20 protein-coding genes and 2 tRNA genes are annotated in these 21,235 nt (G+C 42.5%); 2 read left to right on the top strand and 20 right to left on the bottom strand.

Annotated elements, in window-relative coordinates; translation table 11 throughout:
* Positions 1–20: 20 nt before the first annotated feature.
* Positions 21–2,465, bottom strand: coding sequence for a stage II sporulation protein E (gene spoIIE / locus BLV00_RS20945; protein ID WP_093046854.1), 2,445 nt, complete (start codon positions 2,463–2,465; stop codon positions 21–23).
* Positions 2,466–2,760: 295 nt separating this feature from the next.
* Here spoIIE and BLV00_RS20940 point away from each other — a divergent pair.
* Together BLV00_RS20940 and BLV00_RS20935 are read left to right on the top strand one after the other, a co-directional pair.
* A tRNA-Met gene (locus BLV00_RS20940) sits at positions 2,761–2,837 on the top strand.
* 30 nt (positions 2,838–2,867) lie between these two features.
* Positions 2,868–2,939, top strand: a tRNA-Glu gene (locus BLV00_RS20935).
* Between the two features lie 265 nt (positions 2,940–3,204).
* Here BLV00_RS20935 and BLV00_RS20930 read toward each other — a convergent pair.
* The 19 genes from BLV00_RS20930 to veg all read right to left on the bottom strand — a co-directional run bounded on the left by BLV00_RS20930 (position 3,205) and on the right by veg (position 21,101).
* Entirely contained in the window at positions 3,205–3,594 is a 390-nt protein-coding gene (locus BLV00_RS20930) for a S1 domain-containing RNA-binding protein (RefSeq protein WP_028781789.1), read from the bottom strand.
* Positions 3,595–3,667: 73 nt separating this feature from the next.
* Entirely contained in the window at positions 3,668–4,042 is a 375-nt protein-coding gene (locus BLV00_RS20925) for an FtsB family cell division protein (RefSeq protein WP_093046853.1), read from the bottom strand.
* 13 nt (positions 4,043–4,055) lie between these two features.
* On the bottom strand, positions 4,056–4,646 hold the full coding sequence (gene yabQ / locus BLV00_RS20920; protein ID WP_093046852.1) for a spore cortex biosynthesis protein YabQ: 591 nt from the start codon (positions 4,644–4,646) through the stop codon (positions 4,056–4,058).
* Entirely contained in the window at positions 4,643–4,945 is a 303-nt protein-coding gene (yabP, locus tag BLV00_RS20915; RefSeq protein ID WP_093046851.1) for a sporulation protein YabP, read from the bottom strand. Before yabP ends, yabQ begins: the two co-directional genes overlap by 4 nt.
* Before the next feature lie 842 nt (positions 4,946–5,787).
* The gene (locus BLV00_RS20910; RefSeq protein ID WP_093046850.1) at positions 5,788–6,051 is read right to left on the bottom strand and encodes an RNA-binding S4 domain-containing protein; all 264 of its coding nucleotides are present in this window, start codon (positions 6,049–6,051) and stop codon (positions 5,788–5,790) included.
* Between the two features lie 17 nt (positions 6,052–6,068).
* Positions 6,069–7,520, bottom strand: a complete 1,452-nt coding sequence (gene yabN / locus BLV00_RS20905; RefSeq protein ID WP_093046849.1) for a bifunctional methyltransferase/pyrophosphohydrolase YabN — start codon at positions 7,518–7,520, stop codon at positions 6,069–6,071.
* A complete protein-coding gene (locus tag BLV00_RS20900; protein ID WP_218131916.1) occupies positions 7,517–9,109 on the bottom strand; it encodes a putative polysaccharide biosynthesis protein in 1,593 nt (530 codons plus the stop codon). Before BLV00_RS20900 ends, yabN begins: the two co-directional genes overlap by 4 nt.
* 165 nt (positions 9,110–9,274) lie before the next feature.
* Positions 9,275–9,811, bottom strand: coding sequence for a stage V sporulation protein T (spoVT, locus tag BLV00_RS20895; protein ID WP_093046847.1), 537 nt, complete (start codon positions 9,809–9,811; stop codon positions 9,275–9,277).
* A 197-nt stretch (positions 9,812–10,008) separates the two neighbouring features.
* Positions 10,009–13,545: a transcription-repair coupling factor gene (mfd, locus tag BLV00_RS20890; protein ID WP_093046846.1), complete on the bottom strand. Its 3,537-nt coding sequence runs from the start codon at positions 13,543–13,545 to the stop codon at positions 10,009–10,011.
* Between the two features lie 64 nt (positions 13,546–13,609).
* Complete coding sequence (fin, locus tag BLV00_RS20885) at positions 13,610–13,840, bottom strand: anti-sigma-F factor Fin (RefSeq protein ID WP_028781780.1); 231 nt, start codon at positions 13,838–13,840, stop codon at positions 13,610–13,612.
* A 131-nt stretch (positions 13,841–13,971) separates the two neighbouring features.
* The gene (gene pth / locus BLV00_RS20880; RefSeq protein ID WP_093046845.1) at positions 13,972–14,532 is read right to left on the bottom strand and encodes an aminoacyl-tRNA hydrolase; all 561 of its coding nucleotides are present in this window, start codon (positions 14,530–14,532) and stop codon (positions 13,972–13,974) included.
* Positions 14,533–14,871: 339 nt separating this feature from the next.
* Complete coding sequence (locus BLV00_RS20875; RefSeq protein ID WP_093046844.1) at positions 14,872–15,522, bottom strand: 50S ribosomal protein L25/general stress protein Ctc; 651 nt, start codon at positions 15,520–15,522, stop codon at positions 14,872–14,874.
* An 87-nt stretch (positions 15,523–15,609) separates the two neighbouring features.
* Positions 15,610–16,563 carry a ribose-phosphate diphosphokinase gene (locus BLV00_RS20870; protein WP_093046843.1) on the bottom strand — a complete coding sequence of 318 codons (954 nt, stop codon included), beginning with the start codon at positions 16,561–16,563 and terminating at the stop codon, positions 15,610–15,612.
* Positions 16,564–16,578: 15 nt separating this feature from the next.
* On the bottom strand, positions 16,579–17,958 hold the full coding sequence (gene glmU, locus BLV00_RS20865) for a bifunctional UDP-N-acetylglucosamine diphosphorylase/glucosamine-1-phosphate N-acetyltransferase GlmU (RefSeq protein ID WP_093046842.1): 1,380 nt from the start codon (positions 17,956–17,958) through the stop codon (positions 16,579–16,581).
* Between the two features lie 210 nt (positions 17,959–18,168).
* Positions 18,169–18,459 (bottom strand): septation regulator SpoVG, encoded by a 291-nt coding sequence (gene spoVG, locus BLV00_RS20860; RefSeq protein WP_028781775.1) that lies wholly within the window; start codon positions 18,457–18,459, stop codon positions 18,169–18,171.
* 203 nt (positions 18,460–18,662) lie between these two features.
* The gene (purR, locus tag BLV00_RS20855; protein ID WP_093046841.1) at positions 18,663–19,484 is read right to left on the bottom strand and encodes a pur operon repressor; all 822 of its coding nucleotides are present in this window, start codon (positions 19,482–19,484) and stop codon (positions 18,663–18,665) included.
* A gap of 59 nt (positions 19,485–19,543) precedes the next feature.
* Positions 19,544–20,410, bottom strand: a complete 867-nt coding sequence (gene ispE, locus BLV00_RS20850) for a 4-(cytidine 5'-diphospho)-2-C-methyl-D-erythritol kinase (protein ID WP_093046840.1) — start codon at positions 20,408–20,410, stop codon at positions 19,544–19,546.
* Between the two features lie 74 nt (positions 20,411–20,484).
* Positions 20,485–20,664 (bottom strand): small, acid-soluble spore protein, alpha/beta type, encoded by a 180-nt coding sequence (locus BLV00_RS20845; RefSeq protein ID WP_028781772.1) that lies wholly within the window; start codon positions 20,662–20,664, stop codon positions 20,485–20,487.
* 173 nt (positions 20,665–20,837) lie between these two features.
* Positions 20,838–21,101, bottom strand: coding sequence for a biofilm formation stimulator Veg (veg, locus tag BLV00_RS20840; RefSeq protein ID WP_093046839.1), 264 nt, complete (start codon positions 21,099–21,101; stop codon positions 20,838–20,840).
* Positions 21,102–21,235 lie beyond the last annotated feature (134 nt).

Raw genomic sequence — 21,235 nt, 5'->3', positions numbered from 1 at the left:
CCCGGTTTTAAAAAGTTAAATTATGCCTCCTTTCGTTTATATGGTATTGCTGCCCATTGTGGCTGATTATGGTCCAACCTTGCTACCAGTACAGTCATGTCATCTCCGATCGATCCACGGGTTCGAATCACTTCCTCCAATATCAAATCCGCTACCGCCTGCGGATCGTCTGTCTCTAATTCTCTTATCTTCCGCTTCAGCCATGCTTCGATATTTTCTACGTGCTTTGGTCCTTCTAATATGCCATCGCTCATCATAATTAATAAATCACCTGGAGCCAGCTGTTCACTGACAATTTCAACATCTACATCCTGGATAATCCCTATAGGAAGATTACTGGATTCTACTTTCATCATTTGCGAGCCACGCTTAATGTAGCTTGGAGTGCTCCCGATTTTAATAAATTTTGAAGTAGCATCCTGTAAATCTACTACCGCTAAATCTAAAGTGGAGAATATCTCATCAGTCGTTCGCAGCGATAGTATAGAATTGATCGATTTAATCGCTACTTGTTCCTGGATACCTGATTGCAGGATTTGTTGTAAGAGCCGCAGCGTTTCCATACTCTCTTCATGCGCGCGGATGCCATTCCCCATTCCATCACTGATAGCGAGGGCATACTTCCCCGCCCCTAATTCCATCGTTGAATAACTGTCACCAGAAATAAACCCTCCATCCTTGGCGGCATGTGCGACTCCTGTCTCCATGATATATCTCTTCGCTGACTGAAAAGACAGTTCGCAATAACCATTCGGAAATGGGGCGATATTTTCCTTTGTTACGACAATCGTTTCTTTTAAAATATCAGAAAGCAGCGGAGCAATTAGTTTTGGCCCTTCCCCATGATAATTTCGCACATAGAAAGTAAGATCGATATCGATATTGCCGGCATCAAGTGTATAGATATCGAGCGTTTCTATTTCCAACCCTAATTGATTCAAGGCATACGTAATCTCTTGCTCCTGGAGCTCATGATTCTCCCTTTCTTTGGTAATTTCTTTTGCAAAGTCTTCCATAACTTCTGATACTCCGCGAAGCTGATCAGCAACAAACCTCCTGCTCTCAAGGACTTGCTTTTTCAACTGTTGATTCGCCTGGTAGAAAGAAATCTCGTACTTCATCGTGTCAATGAGCTTTTGTGGTTTGACGCAATATTGGTCCACATTTTTACGCACTAAGCGGCTTGGCTCGTCCCCCTCTTCGAGATCAGTCATCAAATCAGTCATCACCTGATACGTTTGATCAAATTGTTTGGCCCAGCATCGCTCCTTCTTAAAGCAAGATTGGCATGTCTTTTCCGTTACGTGGCTTAAGAAATAATCTTTTTCCCGCTGTTCCTCATCATTATCTGTTTGATGATCGATCAGATGGAAACTTTTTGATAACGCACGAAAAACGTCCGAAAATTTTTCCACCCTTACAGCAGTTACATCCCGTACTTTTTGCAAATATTGTTCTTGTTCCTGAGAATGCTCCTGCGTACCTGGAATAAAACGTGACAGCTTTCTTATCCAGCCTTCCGGCGTCAACGCGAACAGGATGATAGCCAAACCGGTTTCTGTTAGTGATGGTGATAGTGTCGATACACTTCCCCCATATATACCGATCAACAATGTACCGACAATCAAACCAATACTGACACCGGTTTTCTTCCCTTCTTTCAGCAGCCCCCCCAGCAAACCTGAAAAAGCAAGCAGACTCATTTGATAGAGGTTTGCTACATTTGCGAGACTCAACACCAGTCCCGTTACAACCCCGACAGTAGAACCTATCGCTGCTCCACCGATAAATGCAAGGAATAAAACCAGGTACCTGGAGAATATTTGTTCCAGCGAAACATCCTGGATTTGCCAGCCAATCGTACCCGTCAGCACGGAGGCCAGTAGAATGATCATACAGACGATTTCTTCATTTTTTAATGTTGCTTTATATCTTTTTGGTGATAAAAGCGGCACACTCTGCATAAATATAAGGACAAGCATCGCGCTTAGTACGCCTTCAGCAGCCATAAGCAGCGCTTCGTATGGCTGCCATGCATCCAGTAACGTAAATGCGATGGCCCTCGGGAGGACGCAGGCTAAGAATGCCATTAATGGCAGCAGCTTCTGATGTTCTCTCCACGTATGTACGATGAAGGCGAGAATCAAGAACGTCAGCATAGCTGTAAATACAAAGCCCGTTTGCAGCCATCCATAAGTAGAAGCTCCGATGACGGCAAATAAGACGACAGCCGGTACACGGTCTCTTCGCAGCCACCACACAGATGCAATCAATGCGATGACGAACGGGGAGATAGAAGATAAGATGACCGCTCTGCCCAGGAGCAAAGCTATAATCATCAACAACCAGCCCTTGTCGATCAATAAGTACTTCGCTCTACCTTCCGCTTTCTTCTTCAATTTGCTCCATCTGGCTTTTTCTACCCCAATTGTTTGTGAACCCTTTCTCGTTAATGTCCCCAACATCTTCACCACTCCTTCTTGTTGCTCTATTAAACCACATATCTATCATGTAATTTGTCAAAACAAGAGGAGAGCAGTAACAAAAAGTTCGACTGATTTCCAGTTTGAGAAGGACTCTTCTACAAATTCAACGACGCTTATTCGAGCTTTTAAAAACGCAGCTAAGGGCTAATCCCTTTATCCACACGGTTTCTATCATTTTCAAAAATTGACAGACTAATTCGAAAATATAAATTCTGTTGACACGTAATCTATCATGTTGTAATATATTGCTTGTGACTTTGAATCATGACTTTATGGCGGTGTAGCTCAGCTGGCGAGAGCGTACGGTTCATACCCGTGAGGTCGGGGGTTCGATCCCCTCCGCCGCTACCATTTCTTTTTAAAAAGGTTACATAACGACAAGGCCCGTTGGTCAAGTGGTTAAGACACCGCCCTTTCACGGCGGTAACACGGGTTCGAATCCCGTACGGGTCATCTATTACATTCTTGTCCTGCTGAGGCGGTTTCTTCGGAAGCCGCCTCAGCTTTTTATGTTTAAACATTTATATTTGGTTATTAATAATTTTAAACACCTATAATAGATTGGGTTCCATTAATAAAGGTTAGGGTAAGGAAAGCGAGTGGTATTCATCACCACGGCGCATAAAAATAAAAATATTTTTACAAAGTAAAAACGGGCTGCCATTTCTGGCAAGCCCGTTTTTTTGCACGTCCATGATATATTTACATAGGCAGCAAGTTAGCCTTTTTTAGCACCTCGACCTCCACGTTTTGATTCCGTATGCTTCTTCAAAGAAGCAAGACGCTCATCACTATCTTTCAGAAAGCGATTCATCTTTTGTTCGAATGATTCTGCCGGCTTCCGATTCTGCGGCTTATTGCGACGTCCGTAATTCTCTTTCGCTTTCTTGATGGAAAGGCCGATCTTTCCGTCTTTACCGACATTAATGACTTTCACTTCTACTTTGTCGCCTTCGCTTAAATGGTCATTAATATCTTTGACATAGTTGTCGGCAACCTCACTAATATGGACAAGACCTGTCTGCCCATCGGGAAGTTCCACGAATGCTCCAAAATTAGTGATACCAGTTACCTTACCCTGCAGCTTGCTGCCTACTTCGATTGACATAAAAAAAATGCTCCTCCTTAAGTTTTCGATAAATATCCTTCTTTACTATTATATATAAGGAATGAAAAGTGTGTCAATAAGATGGGTCTTCTTCGGGAAGTTTAAAGATAATTTCGCCTTCTTTAGAAAAGAAATAATTCGTCCGTGCAATTTGGAGAACATATTCTTCATTATTCAATAGCTCAATTTCTTCCTTGAGGTTCTTTTCCTGATTCTCAAGCGCGATTTTCTGTTCCTGCAATTCTTCCATGCGCTCCAGCTTTTCATTATAAGTTGCTTGTTGTTTAAAATGATAAGTCAGCATCGAGCCCATAATAACCAGGGTCAGGACGGTGAAAAGTGCCAGCCGACGAAACAGACGTTTTTTCTTTCGTTGTTGACGTGCTACGTATGTATCATACTGTTTCATATAGTTCGATTCTAATCGTGTCACTTGTTTTTCGGCCATCTACTCTGCCTCCTTATCGTTTCCATAAATCTGACAAGTTTATTAATGTATTCTTTATTGTAACGCAAAATCCTGCTAACGTGTGTAAGTATTTTTTCATATTTTTAGGAAGAAGCTTCCACAACAGGCGAAGCATCTGCCTAACGGGCCACCAAATCACCCGTAACATCAATATGCTACCCGCTAATAAGATGGATGAAACCCATAATACAATAGCTGAAGCAACATTCCATAACCATATTATCGGCTTTAAAATTAAAATTTCAAAGCAACGCAGGAAAAAACGCACCATCGCCATGGTCATATGGATCATCCGCTCAAGAATTCGAACATAAATACCTTGAAAAAGTGCACGGTATGCCGCATACCCACAGAGAACCGAAAGGAAAATATAAAGACGCAGCTCACCATAGTTCACTTGATATAAAAGAAAAAAAAGAATGAATGCTTGTAAAAGCCAAAAGCTGATGACAATGGTATAGTTCATCAGCGTCCGTTTTCGGTACAGCTTTTCAAATCTTTTTAGTGTATCCATGGCTGCACCCAAATAGATTCCCCCGGCAATCATTACTGCCATTGCGAGGAATTGGGTTGTCAACGTCATTTGAACAGCTTGCTAAAGAACCCTTTAGCTTTCTCCGCATGGTGTTCATCCAGGTATGTCATTTCAAAAACCTTCCCCTTGATTGACACAACTCCCTGGTCAACATCGAGATTCTTCATTTGCAGGTTTTCACCCCGGATCACTAAATACCCCATGCTGGTCTGCAATAAAAATTCTTCATTATCAAAGCTGTCTACTTCTTTAACCCCTGTAATCTCTAAGTTTTTTCTATTCATCATCCTGACGTGATGCTCGGCTTGTCCACGTAAGTTATTCGATTCTTTTTCATAGTATTCCATGGTTCTGATCCCCCTTCACTTAGTACAACCTATGATGAAAAAAGGGAAATTAGAACACGTGGAATGCTTAGATGGTTTATTAAGGAACATTAGAAAACTTGGCTTTTCGCCAAGTACTTATGGCGAAGCCCTTCGTACTTTTTTACACTTTAATCTTTTAACGAAGGTAAACTATCTTAAAGAATGACTCTGTTAAAGGTTGCTGTTGATTCATTAGAGACCTATTCAACTATAGGGCCGTATAATGGAAGACTCGATTCCGGGATATTGTAAGAGAGGAAGGGCGTTGGGGAACAACTCGCTTTCCGTGGGCGAGTGATGAGCCTCCTCGAGCTGACGCTCTGTGGGGTCTCATCTAACACGCATTTCCCACAGGACTTTGCATTTTCAACTTGACTTAACCCACGCACGAAGGAAATGCGTAGCATTTTCGAGGAGTCTCGCAGTTCCCCTACGCCCTTTACCATAGGAAGTTCTCGAAATCCCACTTGTGGTAAACGCCATGATGGTAGAAAGAAACCTTAGCCCCATATACCTCTTTATAAATTATGAAATGAAGATTTTAGTAGTTAACACTCTTTTTCCTTTTGAAGGGTCCGTTTAGTATAAAACTGGCTGGATGGGAAGGGAAACGGCGAGACTCCCGTGGGAGAAGGGGCTAGGCGAGATCCTGCAGGAAAGCGAGTCGTTTCCCGGACCATCCCATTCCTCTCATGGTAACGGCCCCAACTATATCGAAACTTAGTCTTCAGCAAAAGGGTGCTTTACTGTAAAATCAACTCGGAGATTTAACAGAGATTAAAGTACAAAAATACCACCTCATATATATGAGGTGGTACAAACTAAGACTGATGTACAGCTTCTTCTTTTACGATTTCATATAAGGTGGTCGCTTCGTCTTTTTTCACATTTTCCCGAAGATTCTTTACCTCCAGTGTCAATACTTTCTGTCCGAACTGAATTACCAATTCGTCTCCAACCTGAATGTTCGTGGCAGCTTTCGCCTGGTTGCCATTGACGGTGATCCGTCCCTGGTCGGCCACTTCTTTAGCTAACGTTCGCCGCTTAATCAAACGGGAAATCTTCAAAAACTTATCTAAACGCATCAGGCACAATCTCCTTTTTATCGTTTTTTTGCTTCATTCCACCATTTTTCCAACTCATCCAACGTCAACTCTTCTAATGCTGCTCCTTGTTCCCATGCTTTTTGTTCCATATGACGGAAGCGATCCCGAAACTTTTCATTCGTTCCTTGCAGAGCGCTTTCTGCATTGATCTTATAGTGGCGGGCAAGGTTTGCGATAGAAAACAAAAGATCCCCAAGTTCTTTTTCCATTTCTCTTGCATCAGCTGCTTGCTGAGCCTCTTTGAACTCCTGCCACTCTTCTTCTACTTTGCTCCATACCGGCCCTGCTTCTTTCCAGTCAAACCCTACCTTTGCTGCTCGCTTTTGGATATCCTCTGCCTGCAATAAGGCCGGGAAGCTGGCTGGTACTTGATCCAACATAGATTCCGGCTGGACAGCTTTCTCCTGCTTTTTTATTTCATCCCAATTCGTGATCACTTCTTCCGAAGAGTTTACCGATATATCCCCAAAAACATGCGGATGTCTGCGGATCATTTTTTCCGTTATTGATAATATTACGTCATCGACAGTGAAAAATCCTTCATCTTCTCCAATTTGGCTGTGAAGCATCACTTGTAATAGTACATCGCCAAGCTCTTCCACCATTGATTCATCATCCAGATTATTGACTGCGTCAATGAATTCATATGCTTCTTCAATCAAATACTTGCGTAATGATTCATGGGTTTGCTTTTTATCCCACGGACATCCGTCAGGTCCGCGCAGTTCCCTGATTACTTCCCGCAGTCGGGAAAATTGATGATTCAAAACTTCTTTTGCCACGGGAGCCAAGTACACACTTGTCAGATTATCGAGCTCAACAGAGCGGTCCAGCTCTTCCAGGGTTACGGGAACGATTTTCTCTTGTTCACTTCCTGCCGCTGTTACGATGGTAACGGGATGTTCTGGTTTCAAATCCTCTAACAAAGCCAGCTTCACTTCAGAAGCAATCATAGCGTCATATACCTGTGAAAAAATGATATGACCTTGATACTGCAGCTGGAATCGATCAAATGAGGTTGCATTGATAAATTGCATCCCTTCGATAGGATCGATTCTGAGCGCTGTATACAGATCATCGAGGTAGCTCTGTCCTCCGGCAATTTCTACTTTCAGCTCGCCCTGTTCCTCTTTTTCAAGCAGCAATTGAACGGTCCGTTCTGCAAGCATAGGGTGACCAGGCACAGCATAGATGATTGACTGCCCAGATGAAGCTTCCATTAACTGTTGTACGATTTGATGGTAAACCTCTTCGAACTGAGCATGCGCTTCATATATTTCATCAAAGGATTGATATGGAATACCTTCTTTCTTCAGCTCCTCAACGACTGGATGATGTTGTGTCCTCATATAGATAAAGTGAGATTTATTAGTCAATTTCCTGTAAATTCCGAGGGGAAGTTGATTGATATCTCCCGCTCCCAGCCCAATCACTTCAATCGTATTCATTTGTGCTTCCTCCTTGAAAACCATTTATCCAGCAGCTCTCCAGATGGTATTTGCCCCAATTCTTCCCTGGAAAAAGCCCCACTTTTGATTAATATCATCAAATAAACCAGCCCTCCAATGCCAGCCACTGTCAATGTGAACAGTAATAAAATACCTCGTGATTCAATCGGCAGCCAATAGGTTTCCAACATACTTATACCAACCAGAAACGCTGTCATTCCCCCCAGGGCTAAGAGGAGTTTAAAAAATGGCAGTTTGCGCCAGGCAGACGGCCTAAACCTGCGACGCATCAGCCATAAATTCCAAGCCAGTACTACAAACGCTCCACTGACCGAGGCCCAGGCAGCACCATACAAACCGAATAAAGGCACGAGCAGCACATTGCCGCCCCACTTTACTGCAGCTCCAGCCAGTATGACTCCTGCTGTCTGATAGACAGCATCCACTCCCTGAAGAACAGAGGATGTGGTAATCGCTATCGAACTGAACAGGATAACCACCATCAATATTCTTAAATAAGTTTCCCCATGATTGTTTTGGTAAAGAAGTTCATTTACATAAGGAAAAATCATGATTAATCCCACTGTAGCTCCAGCTGCTAAAAATAAACTTATCTTCAACGCTGAATGTAAATGATTATGAAATTTATCCGGCTGCTGCTCAAGACGCTGTTTAGTAATAGTTGGAATTAGAGCCAGAGCAAGTGACGATCCCAGCACAATGCCGAGCTGAATCAGTGGCTGGCCTCGGTCAAATATCCCTTTCATCACTTTTGCGTCATGTGAAGTAACTCCATAGCTTTCTAGCGCAGGAACCAAGGTAAAAGCATCAGCCAGTTGAACAAGCAGCAAAAACATATAATTCACACTAATGAATAAACCGTATAAGAAAACCGTTTTGAAAAAATAACTGTAAGGGAGTTCTCTATGTACGTTACGGCTCCATAATTGCCGCTTTGTCAAAGCTGTACCCAGATAGATAGCAGCAATCCCCGCACCAAAAATTGACGCGATAGCCGCCCCTGTACCGATGGCGTAGAAATCAGAATGTTGAAGCAATAAAACAGCTACTATGATGATAATACTCACGCGCACCATCTGTTCCAGAACTTGTGATACAGCAGTGGGCTTCATATCGCCCGTTCCTTGAAATATTCCTCTAAACAATGATGTGAACGGCAAAACCAGGAACACATAGGCACTTGCTCTTATTGGAACATATAAGGCTTTGTCTCCCATTAATCCTGCTATCCTGCCAGCTTGAGTAAATAATAATAAAAATAACAATAAGCTAAACAGAAATATAATGCCAAATACCGGTATAAAAAAAGAGCGTAAAGCCAGCTCTCGTTGTTGGTCTCTGAAATCTGCCACCATTTTAGATACTGCCACCGGAAAGCCGTATAATGAAAGCATGATTGCAATTCCAAGGAAAGGATAAACCTGCTGATAAATATAAAAGCCCAGATCCCCTGTAATATTTTGAAGTGGGATCCGGTAGCCTGCACTTAATATTTTACTGAATAGTCCTGCCAATGTAAGGATGAATGCACCCTTAAAGAATTGTCTGGTTTCCATATTGTCATTCATATTGGAACGCCTTTCCATAATAACTTCCATTTATTATAGCACAGGAGTATTCCCTGCTTCACATGTAAGAGGCTGTAAGTAAGAAAGGACTATTTAAAAAAGCCGTATGACGCCATTATGGTCATACAGCTCTTCCCAACACGTATAGAATAAATTCGCGTACTGTTATTCCATTTGACGAGCGAGAAAGCTTGCAGCTGTCTCTACAGACTTCGCTTCCACATCTCCTAATGCCGGCCCTTCTTTAGAATAAATGACCACACAACCGATTGGATCTCCTTGAGCAATGATCGGACCTACGACATACGACGCCAGCTCTTCTTCACGCCCCTGTACTAATTCTACCTGGCTGGAGTTTTTTTCTGTAACTACTGTACGATTATCAATGGCTTGTTCAATCTTTTGACCGATATGTTTGTTCAAATAATCCTTTTTAGATCCTCCTGCTACCGCAATAAATTCATCCCGATCGCAAATCAGAACCGGCTGGCCTAGCGAGTCAAATAAGGCATCCGCATATTCCTTCGCGAAATCTCCGAGTTCACTGATTGGTGAATATTTTTTAAGTATGACCTCACCTTCTCGATCGACGAAAATTTCCAAAGGATCTCCTTCACGAATTCTCAGAGTTCTACGGATTTCTTTAGGTATAACCACTCTTCCGAGGTCATCAATGCGACGTACAATTCCTGTTGCTTTCATAACTGAGAAGCCTCACTTTCCTTGATGATTAGTCTTAATATTTCTGGTGATAGGATACAACAAAAATACAGTTGATGACTTTAGTATGAATCAACAATAAAAACCTATTCACCTAAACAATGGATTTATAGCAATAAATAGGCGCGAAATCATAAAAAAGGAGAAGAGCCACAGCCCTTCTCCCCATTATTATTGTATCAAGCAGTGGAAACTTCTCGTCTCATTGCAGGCAGTCTTTGCAAGAATTCATCTACCACTTCGTAGCGACGCACATATGTCTTTTTATCCCATTGGAAAGTGACTTTCAGCTTTTGGTCTTCTGTCCCTAATTGGACCATCCGGCCATAGCTATTAGCGAGGTCGAATAATTTTGCCCCATCGATTTCCTGACTGGCTTCTGCTTCCATCACTAGTTCAATTTTGCGTTTTGTTTCTGACACAGCTTCGATGCGTGCTTGTTTCGCATGCATCTTCATAGAAGAAACAAGGAATAAATTCTCCACCTCATCCGGATAGTCTCCAAAGCGGTCAATCACTTCATCCCTTAAGTCATGGATATCTTCCACGCTTTCTATCGCCTGGAATTGTTTATATATATCGATTTTTTGTTTTTCATCAGCAATATACGTATCAGGCAGATAAGCATCGATTTGTAAATCGAGTTCAACCTGGAATGGCTGGATTTCTTCCGGTTCTTTTCCCTGTCTTTTAGCTTCGATAGCATCCTTCAGCATTTGAGAATACATATCGAAACCGACCGAATCAATGAACCCATGCTGTTGTGCACCTAGCAGATTACCCGCTCCCCGGATCGAGAGGTCACGCATAGCAATTTTAAACCCGGACCCCAGCTCTGTGAATTCCTTGATTGCCTGCAGTCGTTTTTCTGCAACCTCTGTCAGTACTTTGTCTCGTTGATAAGTAAAATAAGCATAGGCGACACGGTTAGAACGACCGACACGGCCTCTCAATTGATACAATTGACTCAGCCCCATCTTATCTGCGTCATACACAATCAATGTATTGACATTCGGGATATCCACCCCGGTTTCAATGATTGTGGTACTGACCAGGACATCGAATTCTCCTTCTAAAAAGGAGAACATGACATTTTCTAATGTGGTTTCGTTCATCTGCCCGTGCGCAGAAGTAACCCTTGCCTCCGGTACGAGTGCCGAAATCTCTTCTGCCATCCGCTCGATATTTTCTACGCGGTTGAAAAGGAAAAACACTTGTCCGCCCCTTGCCATTTCACGCTCGATTGCTTCCCGCATGAATACTGGATTGTATTCGAGCACATAGGTCTGGATCGGAAACCGGTTTTCTGGCGGTGTTTCAATGACGGACAAGTCCCGGACCCCCAGCATCGACATATGCAAGGTTCGTGGAATCGGTGTCGCAGTCAACGTCAACACGTCAACATTGGTTTTCAGTTGTTTGATTTTCTCTTTATGCTTAACGCCAAAGCGCTGTTCTTCATCAACGATCAATAACCCGAGTTCCTTGAATTGAGCATCTTTTGATAACAGCCGGTGGGTCCCTATCACCACGTCTACTAACCCTTTTTTCATTTGCTCGGTTGTTTCTTTTTGTTGTTTTTTTGTACGGAAACGGCTTAACAAACCGATATTGATAGGGAAATCCTGAAATCTTTCCTGAATTGTTTCATAATGCTGTTGTGCGAGGATAGTGGTGGGGACAAGGATTGCCACCTGTTTTCCTTCCGCAACAGCTTTAAAGGCAGCACGGATAGCTACTTCTGTTTTCCCATAACCGACGTCCCCGCAGAGAAGCCGGTCCATCGGACGGATTTTCTCCATATCCTCTTTAATTTCTTCGATACATTGCAACTGATCTTGTGTTTCCTGATACGGGAACGATGCTTCGAATTCTCGTTGCATTTCGCTATCTTCCTGGAAGGCATGCCCCTTTGAAGCTTCCCGCTCGGCATACAACTTGATCAAATCATCGGCAATATCCTCGACGGAGGATTGCACTTTACGCTTGACTTTACCCCATTCACTGCCACCAAGCTTATAGACCTTAGGTTCTTTGCCTTCAGAACCGACGTATTTTTGAATCAAATCTATTTGCTCGATCGGTACAAACAGTTTATCGTTACCAGAATATTTGACGAGTAAAAAATCTTTATGCACCCCGTTCATCGTCAGGGTCTCGACGCCAAGATACTTTCCGATCCCATGGTTAGCATGAACGACATAATCGCCGACCTTTAGTTCCTGGTAATTTTTGATGCGTTCAGCGTTGGATAATTTTTGTTTCCGTTTCGGTTTCGATGTTTTCTTTTTGAACATTTCATTTTCTGTAATGACAGCAAGCTTATGCAACGGCAATTCAAAGCCGCTGCTGATATTGCCTGTTAAAATCGTCGGTTTGGTAACGGGGAGGGTGACATCCTGTTTACTGATGACCGCTTCCATTCCATAGTCATCAAGCACAGATTGTACCTTTTCCGCTCTCTCGTCATTAGGTGCCAGGATTAATACAGAAAAATTCTGTTTTTCCCATCGTTCCATTTCATTTTTCAATAGATTCATCTGACCATGGAATTGCTGCATCTGACGACAGGAAATATTGACGACATTTTCCGGTTGTGTGTTAGGAATATGCCGCAAGAAAACTGACAAATATAACCTTGGATGTTTGATATTAGACCATACATCATGCCAATCATAAGAGATCGAGAGGTCCCGTACAATTTGATTGGCTTCTAAAAGACTTTGATACCATTCCGCCTCTTCCTGGTCCAGTCGCTGGGCAGTCTCCTGGATTCTGCTCATTTCATCCACTACTACAATGCCATCTTCTGGCAAATAATCTAGTAAATTAGCGGGCTCTTCATAGTAGAAGTTTATATATTTATACATTTCCTGAAAACGCTCTTGCTGGTTAAGTCGTTCCAGATCATGTTCGATTACTTCCGTCAGCCGAGACTTAGCTTCCGATTTGGTAAGTTTTTTCAGTGAATGACTTAAGGCCTCTCCTAAGCGATGAGAGGCTCGTGTGAAATCTTCTTCAGTTATTAAAAGTTCCGTAGCAGGAGCGATCGTGACCTGATCCAATTTTTCCTGTGAACGCTGGCTTTCGGAATCAAAGGTACGAATGGAATCTACTTCGGTGTCGAACAATTCGATCCGATAGGGAAATTCAGCAGTCAGCGGATAAACATCCATGATTCCCCCGCGAATACTGAACTCACCAGGGGAGGCTACCATTCCCGTGCGTTCATAGCCCATTTCTACTAAGCGTGTTAAATAATTCTCGACATCTATTTCCTCCCCCACTTTAAAGGGAAGACGGTAACGTTCCCAATAGGGCTTAGGGGGAAGTATCCGTTTTAATGCCGCTATAGGTGTAATCAAGATACCTGAGCCTTGTTTCAACCAATTATTCAATGATTCGATACGCTGGCTCTTTAACTCCGGACTTGCAATGGCAATCTCCGAAGCGATGAGCTCGTTGACCGGATATAAATGGACCTTCTCAGCCTCGGCTATCTCCTGTAAATCTTCATACAATTGTTGTGCCTGGACCAATTGGTGGGTGACAAGCAAAATAGGACGTTCCAACGACTCGTTTACAATGGAGACGAGCGCACTGCGGGCAGATCCCGATAACCCTGATACCATTTGTTCTTGCATGCCGGTAGTAAACCCGGAAGCTATGGAATGGATATCATCTTGGCCATGCAAATATTTCTTTAATCCTTGCATTAACGATTCCTCCACAATTATCGTTCTCACCGTTCGATGACCCTTGTTTTTGAATCCCGGCGGTTTATTGAATGAAAAAGTCTAATTCATGATATTGGGGATTTTGATCAAGTGCCTCCTGGCAATCATCGCAAATCGTTTTTATGCGTAGGTCTCCATTGTGTTGGAACTCGATCATTTCTTCTCGCTCCTGTTCCGTCAATTTTCCAAGACCAAGCATATTCTCATCTGCTATTTCCTGTTCTAATTTCCCCACAGTATTATTACAATGACGGCAAACGTATATGATCGACATCGCACAACCTCCTATTTAGAGCAATTGTGCTTAGTTTGACCGTCTCTAGTCTGATTTATACGATTCATACAGTTTATGACCAGCCGATTTAAGACATACCAATCTCTCACTTTTAGTAATGGAACGGGTGATTATTGATTGAAATCATTCATCACTTCCTGAAACGGGCGCTCAAACCACGCTTCACATGCCTTAGCTGCTTTATCAATGCTTTCCTGCACAGAATCGAGCTGTTCTTTATCGAAAGTACCCAGCACATAATCAATGACCGACATCGGCACATCAGGGCGCCCGATACCTACACGAAGCCGCTTGAAAGATTTATCCTGGAAATGGTCGATGATATTACGAATGCCATTATGTCCTCCATGTCCACCTTTCTGACGGAGGCGGATTTTACCAGGTGGCAAATCCAAATCATCATAAATGACAAGAAAGTCACCAATATCAAAATCATAATAATCCGCAAATGCACGGACCGCTTCACCGGAAAGATTCATATACGTTTGAGGTTTTAACAGCAAGACCTTTTCCCCGTTGATATGTTCTATCGTATAAAGGGTTTTGAATTTTTCTTGTTTCAGCTCCCAATGGTTATTAGCAGCCAAATGATCGATGACCATAAAGCCTATGTTATGTCTCGTTTTTTCATATTTTTTACCAGGGTTCCCTAAACCCACTATACACTTCATCTCTTCAACTTCCTTTTACAAATAAGTACTTATATTAGCATTATAGCAAATTTAAAAGCACAAGCGCCTTGCTCACCCCATACAAGATCTAGAGAAGCCTCATCTTGGCGCTTTTTGCCACAATGAGGGTAGACTTAAGAACTCGGAGGGTCAGGCGCTCGAGCCTGATTAAACTCACTATCATTCCAAGCCTAATTGTCCAGACGATTAGAAAAGCTTGGCTTATCGCCAAGTCCTTATGGCGAAAACCTAAGTGTTTCTTATACTTTAATCCTTTATCTTAAAGTAAAATAAAAGGGGCGCAACACAATGTCACGCCCCCTGTACACTTTCAAAGAATTACTCTTTATCGTTTTCTTCCTCTGATTCTTCACTCTTCTCGGCACCAACCAATTCAGGTTCTGCATCTGCATCATCCGTTTCTGGTTCTTCCGGCATTTCTTCCGGTGGAGTGACAGAAACGATTGTTTGATTTTCATCATCCAGGATTTCGTAATTACGGCCTTGCTTCAAGTCGCTGACCATGATACTGTCTCCGACTTCCAGTTCAGATACATCGACTGTAATCTCTTCTGGAATATTGTTTGGCTTAGCACGTACTTGCAGGTGGTAAAGCGGCTGTTGCAACACACCGCCTTCTTTGGAGCCAACAGATTCTCCATCCAGACGGACTGGCACTTCTACGTCCATTTCCTGTTCCATGTCGACAATATAGAAGTCCGCATGAATTAGCTCGTCCTTAAGCGGGTCGACCTGGTATTCATGTAACATGACATCTACTGTTTTATTTCCTTCTACATCAAGGGAAATAATTGCGTTTCTTCCCTCATCACGTACTGTTTTTAATAGTTCAATGCTATTGACAGACACGGTGATCGGTTCCTTATCTTTACCATATACAACGGCAGGTACATTGCCTTCCTGGCGTAATTCCCTACTCGTTGATTGTTTCAAATCTGTTCTTTGATTTGCTTTTAATTGAATTCCCAAGTTAATCACCCTCCATTGAAATAAAAACCATCTATTTAGTAATGTTTCCCTTTCGCTGTCTGAGCTAAACCTGTTTTTCTATTAAAATCAGTCGAACAAGATACTAATGGATTTGAATTCATGCACACGGATGATTGCTTCACTGATCAATGGTGCAATGGATAGTTCTGTTACTTTATCAATTTTCTTGTCTTCACCAAGTGGAATAGTATTGGTGACAACAAGCTCTTTTATCTTAGAGTTTTCAATCCGTTCAATTGCAGGACCGGAGAGTACCGGGTGGGTACAGCAAGCATACACATCTTTGGCGCCATTCTCCACTAAAGCATTGGCGGCAAGCGTGATTGTACCTGCGGTGTCAATGATATCATCAATCAGAATAGCCGTTTTTCCTTCAATGTTACCGACGATATTCATCACTTCAGAAACATTCGGGCGTGGTCGGCGTTTATCAATGATGGCAATCGGCGCTTTCAATATATCAGCCATTTTTCTGGCGCGTGTAACGCCACCGTGATCCGGGGAAACGACAACTACATCATCAAAATTTTTCTCCTGGAAGTACTCAGATAGAATCGGGACTCCAACGAGATGATCAATTGGAATGTCGAAGAACCCTTGGATTTGCGGCGCGTGCAAATCAAGCATCAATACACGTGTCGCCCCTGCTGTTTGTAGCAGGTTCGCTACAAGCTTAGCAGTGATCGGTTCACGAGAACGTGCTTTACGATCCTGACGTGCATAACCATAGTAAGGCATCACGATATTAATTGTTCTCGCAGACGCACGCTTCAATGCGTCAATCATGATTAGAAGTTCCATGATATGCTGGTTTACTGGAGCACAAGTGGATTGTACGACATAGACGTCACAGCCCCGGATGCTCTCTTCAATATTAATTTGAATTTCTCCGTCACTGAAAGTCGTTACAGAGCATTTTCCTAGTTCCGTACCAATATTTTCCGCAATTTCCTGCGCCAATGAAGGATTGGAATTCAACGAAAATACCTTCAAAGATGGATCCTTATAACCAGTTGCCATTTGAAATACCCTCCGTTAACCTTTTTTTGAATTTTTCATTTTAGAAGCGTAGCCTTCTTTGTTCGTTTGACGCGAGCGTGCAATCGAAAGTGCTTCTGCCGGCACATCTTTATTGATGGTTGAACCCGCAGCTACATAAGCCCCTTTACCCACCGTCACAGGTGCAATCAAGTTCGAATTGCACCCGACAAACGCATCATCTTCAATCGTGGTCAAATGCTTGTTGGCGCCATCATAGTTGACGGTAATAGTTCCACAGCCGATATTTACTCCGCTGCCTACCTCTGCATCACCGATATAACTCAGGTGGGAGGCTTTACTCTTATTACCGAAAGCAGCCTTCTTCACTTCCACAAAATTACCGATCTTCACTTCGTCTCCCAAATCAGATTGCGGACGAATGTGTGCAAAAGGACCAATTTGAACGCGATTTCCGATATTACTGTCGGCAGCTACGCTTTGCTTGATGACTGTACCAGCGCCTATACGGCAGTTTTCTATCGTAGTGTGCGGCCCGATGATGGCATCATCTTCAATTTCTGTTTCGCCATCAATCACTGACCCGGGATGTATAATAACATCCTGGCCAATCTTTACATCCGGGCCAATATAAGTATTATCTACATCAATCAAAGTAACCCCGTTCCGCATATGCTGCTCATTTATGCGCTGTTTCATTGTTTTTTCGGCCTGGGCGAGAGCAACACGATCATTGACTCCCAATGTTTCTGAGAAATCACCCGTTTGGTAAGCGCTGATTTTTTCTTGTTTATTTTTCAGGATTTCAATGACATCCGGCAAATAATATTCCCCTTGTACATTATCATTGGATACATTTTGTAAGGCATCAAATAACGCACGGTTATCAAAACAATAGGTGCCTGTATTGATTTCCTGGATCTCTCTTTCTTCTCTATTTGCATCTTTATGTTCGACGATTCGTTCGACTTCTCCTGTTGCCCCACGTATGACACGGCCATAGCCTGTTGGATCGGCAGCATGAGCAGTCAAAACTGTCGCCAGTGCTCCTTCTTGATCATGATGATCAATCAATGATTGTAATGTCTCACCTGTCAATAACGGAGTATCCCCACAAACGACAAGCGTCGTACCTTCTTTATCTGCCAGGATATCTTCCGCTTGAAGTACCGCATGTCCTGTTCCAAGCTGCTCTTCCTGAATGACATAGTGGCTGTCTTCGCCTAACTGATCTTGAACTTTCTCAGCCCCGAATCCTACAACTGTAATCAATTCACTTAAATCGACTTTATTCAACTGATCTACAACATGCTGTACCATTGGTTTGCCGCATACAGGATGCAAAACTTTGTATAGTTTAGACTTCATCCTTGTACCCTGACCAGCCGCAAGCACAACGGCATATCTATTCCCCATGAAGTAACCCTCCATCCTATTTATCCATAAAAATCATATCTTAAAACCATTGTTATTTCAACAATACCCTACTTGAAACAACAATTATTACAAATAGGAAGAGCTTCCAAAAAAAGACATGATGAAACCCGGTAAAAACCGGGTATAAGAAAACAAAATAAAGAAGCCTAACTCCTGTGAAGTTAGACCCCCTGTTGTCACGATATTCACTTATGAAGCGCCGGCTTCTTCATACTCTACTTCTGCTTCACCAGCACGGTGGTATTCTTCAAGTACAGCGTCTTGAATTTTTCCACGGGTGTTCGAGTTGATCGGATGTGCAATGTCCCGAAACTCTCCATCAGGCGTGCGCTTACTTGGCATAGCTACAAATAGACCGTTGTTGCCATCAATGACACGGATATCATGTACGACAAACTCCTGGTCCAAAGTAATAGAAGCAATTGCTCGCATTCTTCCTTCGGTATTCACGCGTCGCAGTCTAACGTCAGTTACTTCCATTAAAATTCACCACCTTTTTCCTATAAGAACTTATTACATAAATTCCACAAAACGGCAAAAATTCCTTCTTTATTTAATAAAAAAATTTTACCTTCATATAAATCAAAAAAAATTTAATAACATTTTATATTAAAAAACGGAACCCTAACTGTTGGTATAACAGGGATTCCGTTTCTAACACGTTGTATTATTAATAAATTTTATCATGTAATTTTATCTAATAAATTTCCATTTGTAACCTTAATTTGTTTGTTTCGATCATCCACATTGATGATTTGGACAAGGGACAAATAATCATGAACGACACGTTCTTCCTCTTCGTCTTCAGCCTCTGCCAAAACACCTATCCCTGCGGTTATGGCATTGAATTCCTCAAGCAGGTTTTTCATGCCGGTAATCGTGCCTCCAGCTTTCATAAAATCATCAATGATCAATACACGTGATTTTTCCTGAAGACTCCGTTTCGTCAGTACCATCGTCTGGATTTTTCTTGTAGACCCTGAAACATAATTGATACTTACCGTGGATCCTTCCGTGACTTTAGGATCTCTGCGGGCGATGACTACAGGTACATTCAAATAAGAAGCCACAGCATACGCAAGTGGTATCCCTTTTGTAGCTACGGTCATAACCACATCTACTTCTTTATCTGCAAACGCGGAAGCAAACAATCGTCCTATATTTCTCACCGTTTGCGGTTCCCCAAGTAAATCACTCATAAACAAGTAGCCGCCTGGCAGCAGCCGCTCAGGATCTTCAAGCCGATTACATAACTGATTCACAAAGGATTCACTATATTCTTTCGAAAATTGCGGAATATACTTCACGCCACCGGCAGCTCCTGATACTGTCTGTAAGTATCCAATGCTCTCTTTTTGGAACATCTGATTAATGATACCTAAATCCTCGCTGATCGAAGACTTGGCAGCTTGATACGTTTCTGAAAAGAATGGTAAAGAAACCAACTCTCTAGGATGATCTAATAAATAATGGGTCATTACAACAAGACGTTCGCTTCTTTTCATAAGCACACCTCAAAATCCGAATATTATCATCTAATAATATCAGATTCATACGGTTTTAATCAAGCGTTCGAACGATATCCTAACATTCTGACGAAGTAAACTTCATCACAAAAACCCTTCAAACTATTGAAGATACGATGAGCTCTAGTCTCCTGACGTGCGAGTGAAAAAACGGTAGGGCCACTTCCGCTCATTAATACTGCATCTGCTCCCGCTTGTGCCATTTGTTCTTTAATCTGACGTACTTCAGGGTGAAGCTCTAATGTCACTGATTCAAGAACATTACCGACGTTATCGCATAATTGGCTGAAATCTTGGTGCTCAAGCGCTCCAATCATTAGCTCCGTATTAGGGTGGTTAGCGTTTTCTCCACTATATTTTTTATAGACGGTGGCGGTAGAAACGCCGATTTCCGGTTTGGCGAGGACTACCCAGCAAGAAGGCGGTGCAGGTAATTCCTTTATTTGTTCACCACGGCCTGTTGCAATTGCTGTCCCCCCATAAACGCAAAAGGAGACATCGGAACCAATGGTACTTCCTAAATGAGCTAACTCATCCATGCTCAGTCCCAACCCCCAAAGGCGGTTAACCCCACGCAACACGGCTGCAGCATCACTACTCCCACCAGCAAGGCCAGCAGCAACAGGAATATTCTTATCAATAAAAATCCTTACTCCAGCGTCCAGATTATATGTATCCTTCACCAATTTAGCGGCCCTGTACGCCAGATTTCGGTCATCATTAGGGACAAACCGGCTTTCCGATTCAATAATGATGCGATCTTCTTCTAATAACTGCAGCGTAATCCGATCCGCTAAGTCAATAGTCGTCATCACCATCTCTACTTCATGGAAACCATCATCTCTTTTATATAGAACATCCAGCGAGAGATTTATTTTAGCCGGGGCTTTTTCATACACATACATTGCTACACCTACTTTTCCTCATCATTCCTATATGAGATTGTACCACATTTCATTTCAAAAAAGGGAGGGGCCCGTCAGGACCGCTCCCTTATCATTTGTTCCTGAGCCTTTTGGATGGCATGTTTCACCATGTTCCCGGCATCGCGAGTCGTAATGCCACCCCAGCCTTCTTTCTGTACCTTGTCGTAAAAGCCAAGTTCTTTCGCTATCTCTTCCTTCAAGCCATCGGACATGATCCCTCTACGTCTGCTCACCTGTGTGCAGCCCCTTTCGAAAAAAGCTTTAATACGACATTTATAGCATATGAGTTTAAACGATACTCATTCAGGTACTAATGGGTAAAAGGGACAAATATTGCCTGCATGATATTTCCCTTAGAGACTGTTTCCACTATTTCTGGACATGAAAAAAGAACAGTAAACAATGTTTACTGTTCTCCGATAGCCAGTTTGCTCATCTCGTCGAAGCTTAATTCAACCGTTTCTGTAAGTACATCTGCATAGCTATAAGATACTCGTTCAAAAGCATTTTCCTCTTGGTCAAGCTCGACAATGAATACCGAAGGGTATGTTTCGGCCAGGATGCCGGAACGCTGAATCGTTTTCCTCCGACCACCATTTGCTGTCAAAGTCAATCGCTTACCAATTTGGCCTTCAAGGGATTCTTTTATTTCGAATAACGTTTTAGCCACTACACTCCACCTCACTGTATATAAATATAACACAAGCCATCGATTATGTCAAATAAAATCTTATATTATACCAGTATGACAAAATTGATGTCAACAAAATAATCACTTATGTCATGATATCTTTATTATTCCTG

Source organism: Thalassobacillus cyri, assembly GCF_900107755.1.
Taxonomy (GTDB): domain Bacteria; phylum Bacillota; class Bacilli; order Bacillales; family Halobacillaceae; genus Thalassobacillus; species Thalassobacillus cyri.
Note: the sequence above shows the minus strand (reverse complement) of the source record. Positions and strands in the feature narration are given on the sequence as shown.

Coding starts and splice junctions, on each gene's coding strand:
- spoIIE (WP_093046854.1), bottom strand. CDS start 2,465: ATGTTGGGGACATTAACGAGAAAGGGTTCACAAACAATTGGGGTAGAA.
- BLV00_RS20930 (WP_028781789.1), bottom strand. CDS start 3,594: ATGTCAATCGAAGTAGGCAGCAAGCTGCAGGGTAAGGTAACTGGTATC.
- BLV00_RS20925 (WP_093046853.1), bottom strand. CDS start 4,042: ATGGCCGAAAAACAAGTGACACGATTAGAATCGAACTATATGAAACAG.
- yabQ (WP_093046852.1), bottom strand. CDS start 4,646: ATGACGTTGACAACCCAATTCCTCGCAATGGCAGTAATGATTGCCGGG.
- yabP (WP_093046851.1), bottom strand. CDS start 4,945: ATGGAATACTATGAAAAAGAATCGAATAACTTACGTGGACAAGCCGAG.
- BLV00_RS20910 (WP_093046850.1), bottom strand. CDS start 6,051: ATGCGTTTAGATAAGTTTTTGAAGATTTCCCGTTTGATTAAGCGGCGA.
- yabN (WP_093046849.1), bottom strand. CDS start 7,520: ATGAATACGATTGAAGTGATTGGGCTGGGAGCGGGAGATATCAATCAA.
- BLV00_RS20900 (WP_218131916.1), bottom strand. CDS start 9,109: ATGAATGACAATATGGAAACCAGACAATTCTTTAAGGGTGCATTCATC.
- spoVT (WP_093046847.1), bottom strand. CDS start 9,811: ATGAAAGCAACAGGAATTGTACGTCGCATTGATGACCTCGGAAGAGTG.
- mfd (WP_093046846.1), bottom strand. CDS start 13,545: ATGCAAGGATTAAAGAAATATTTGCATGGCCAAGATGATATCCATTCC.
- fin (WP_028781780.1), bottom strand. CDS start 13,840: ATGTCGATCATATACGTTTGCCGTCATTGTAATAATACTGTGGGGAAA.
- pth (WP_093046845.1), bottom strand. CDS start 14,532: ATGAAGTGTATAGTGGGTTTAGGGAACCCTGGTAAAAAATATGAAAAA.
- BLV00_RS20870 (WP_093046843.1), bottom strand. CDS start 16,563: ATGGCAACTGGTTATAAGGATCCATCTTTGAAGGTATTTTCGTTGAAT.
- glmU (WP_093046842.1), bottom strand. CDS start 17,958: ATGGGGAATAGATATGCCGTTGTGCTTGCGGCTGGTCAGGGTACAAGG.
- spoVG (WP_028781775.1), bottom strand. CDS start 18,459: ATGGAAGTAACTGACGTTAGACTGCGACGCGTGAATACCGAAGGAAGA.
- purR (WP_093046841.1), bottom strand. CDS start 19,484: ATGAAAAGAAGCGAACGTCTTGTTGTAATGACCCATTATTTATTAGAT.
- ispE (WP_093046840.1), bottom strand. CDS start 20,410: ATGTATGTGTATGAAAAAGCCCCGGCTAAAATAAATCTCTCGCTGGAT.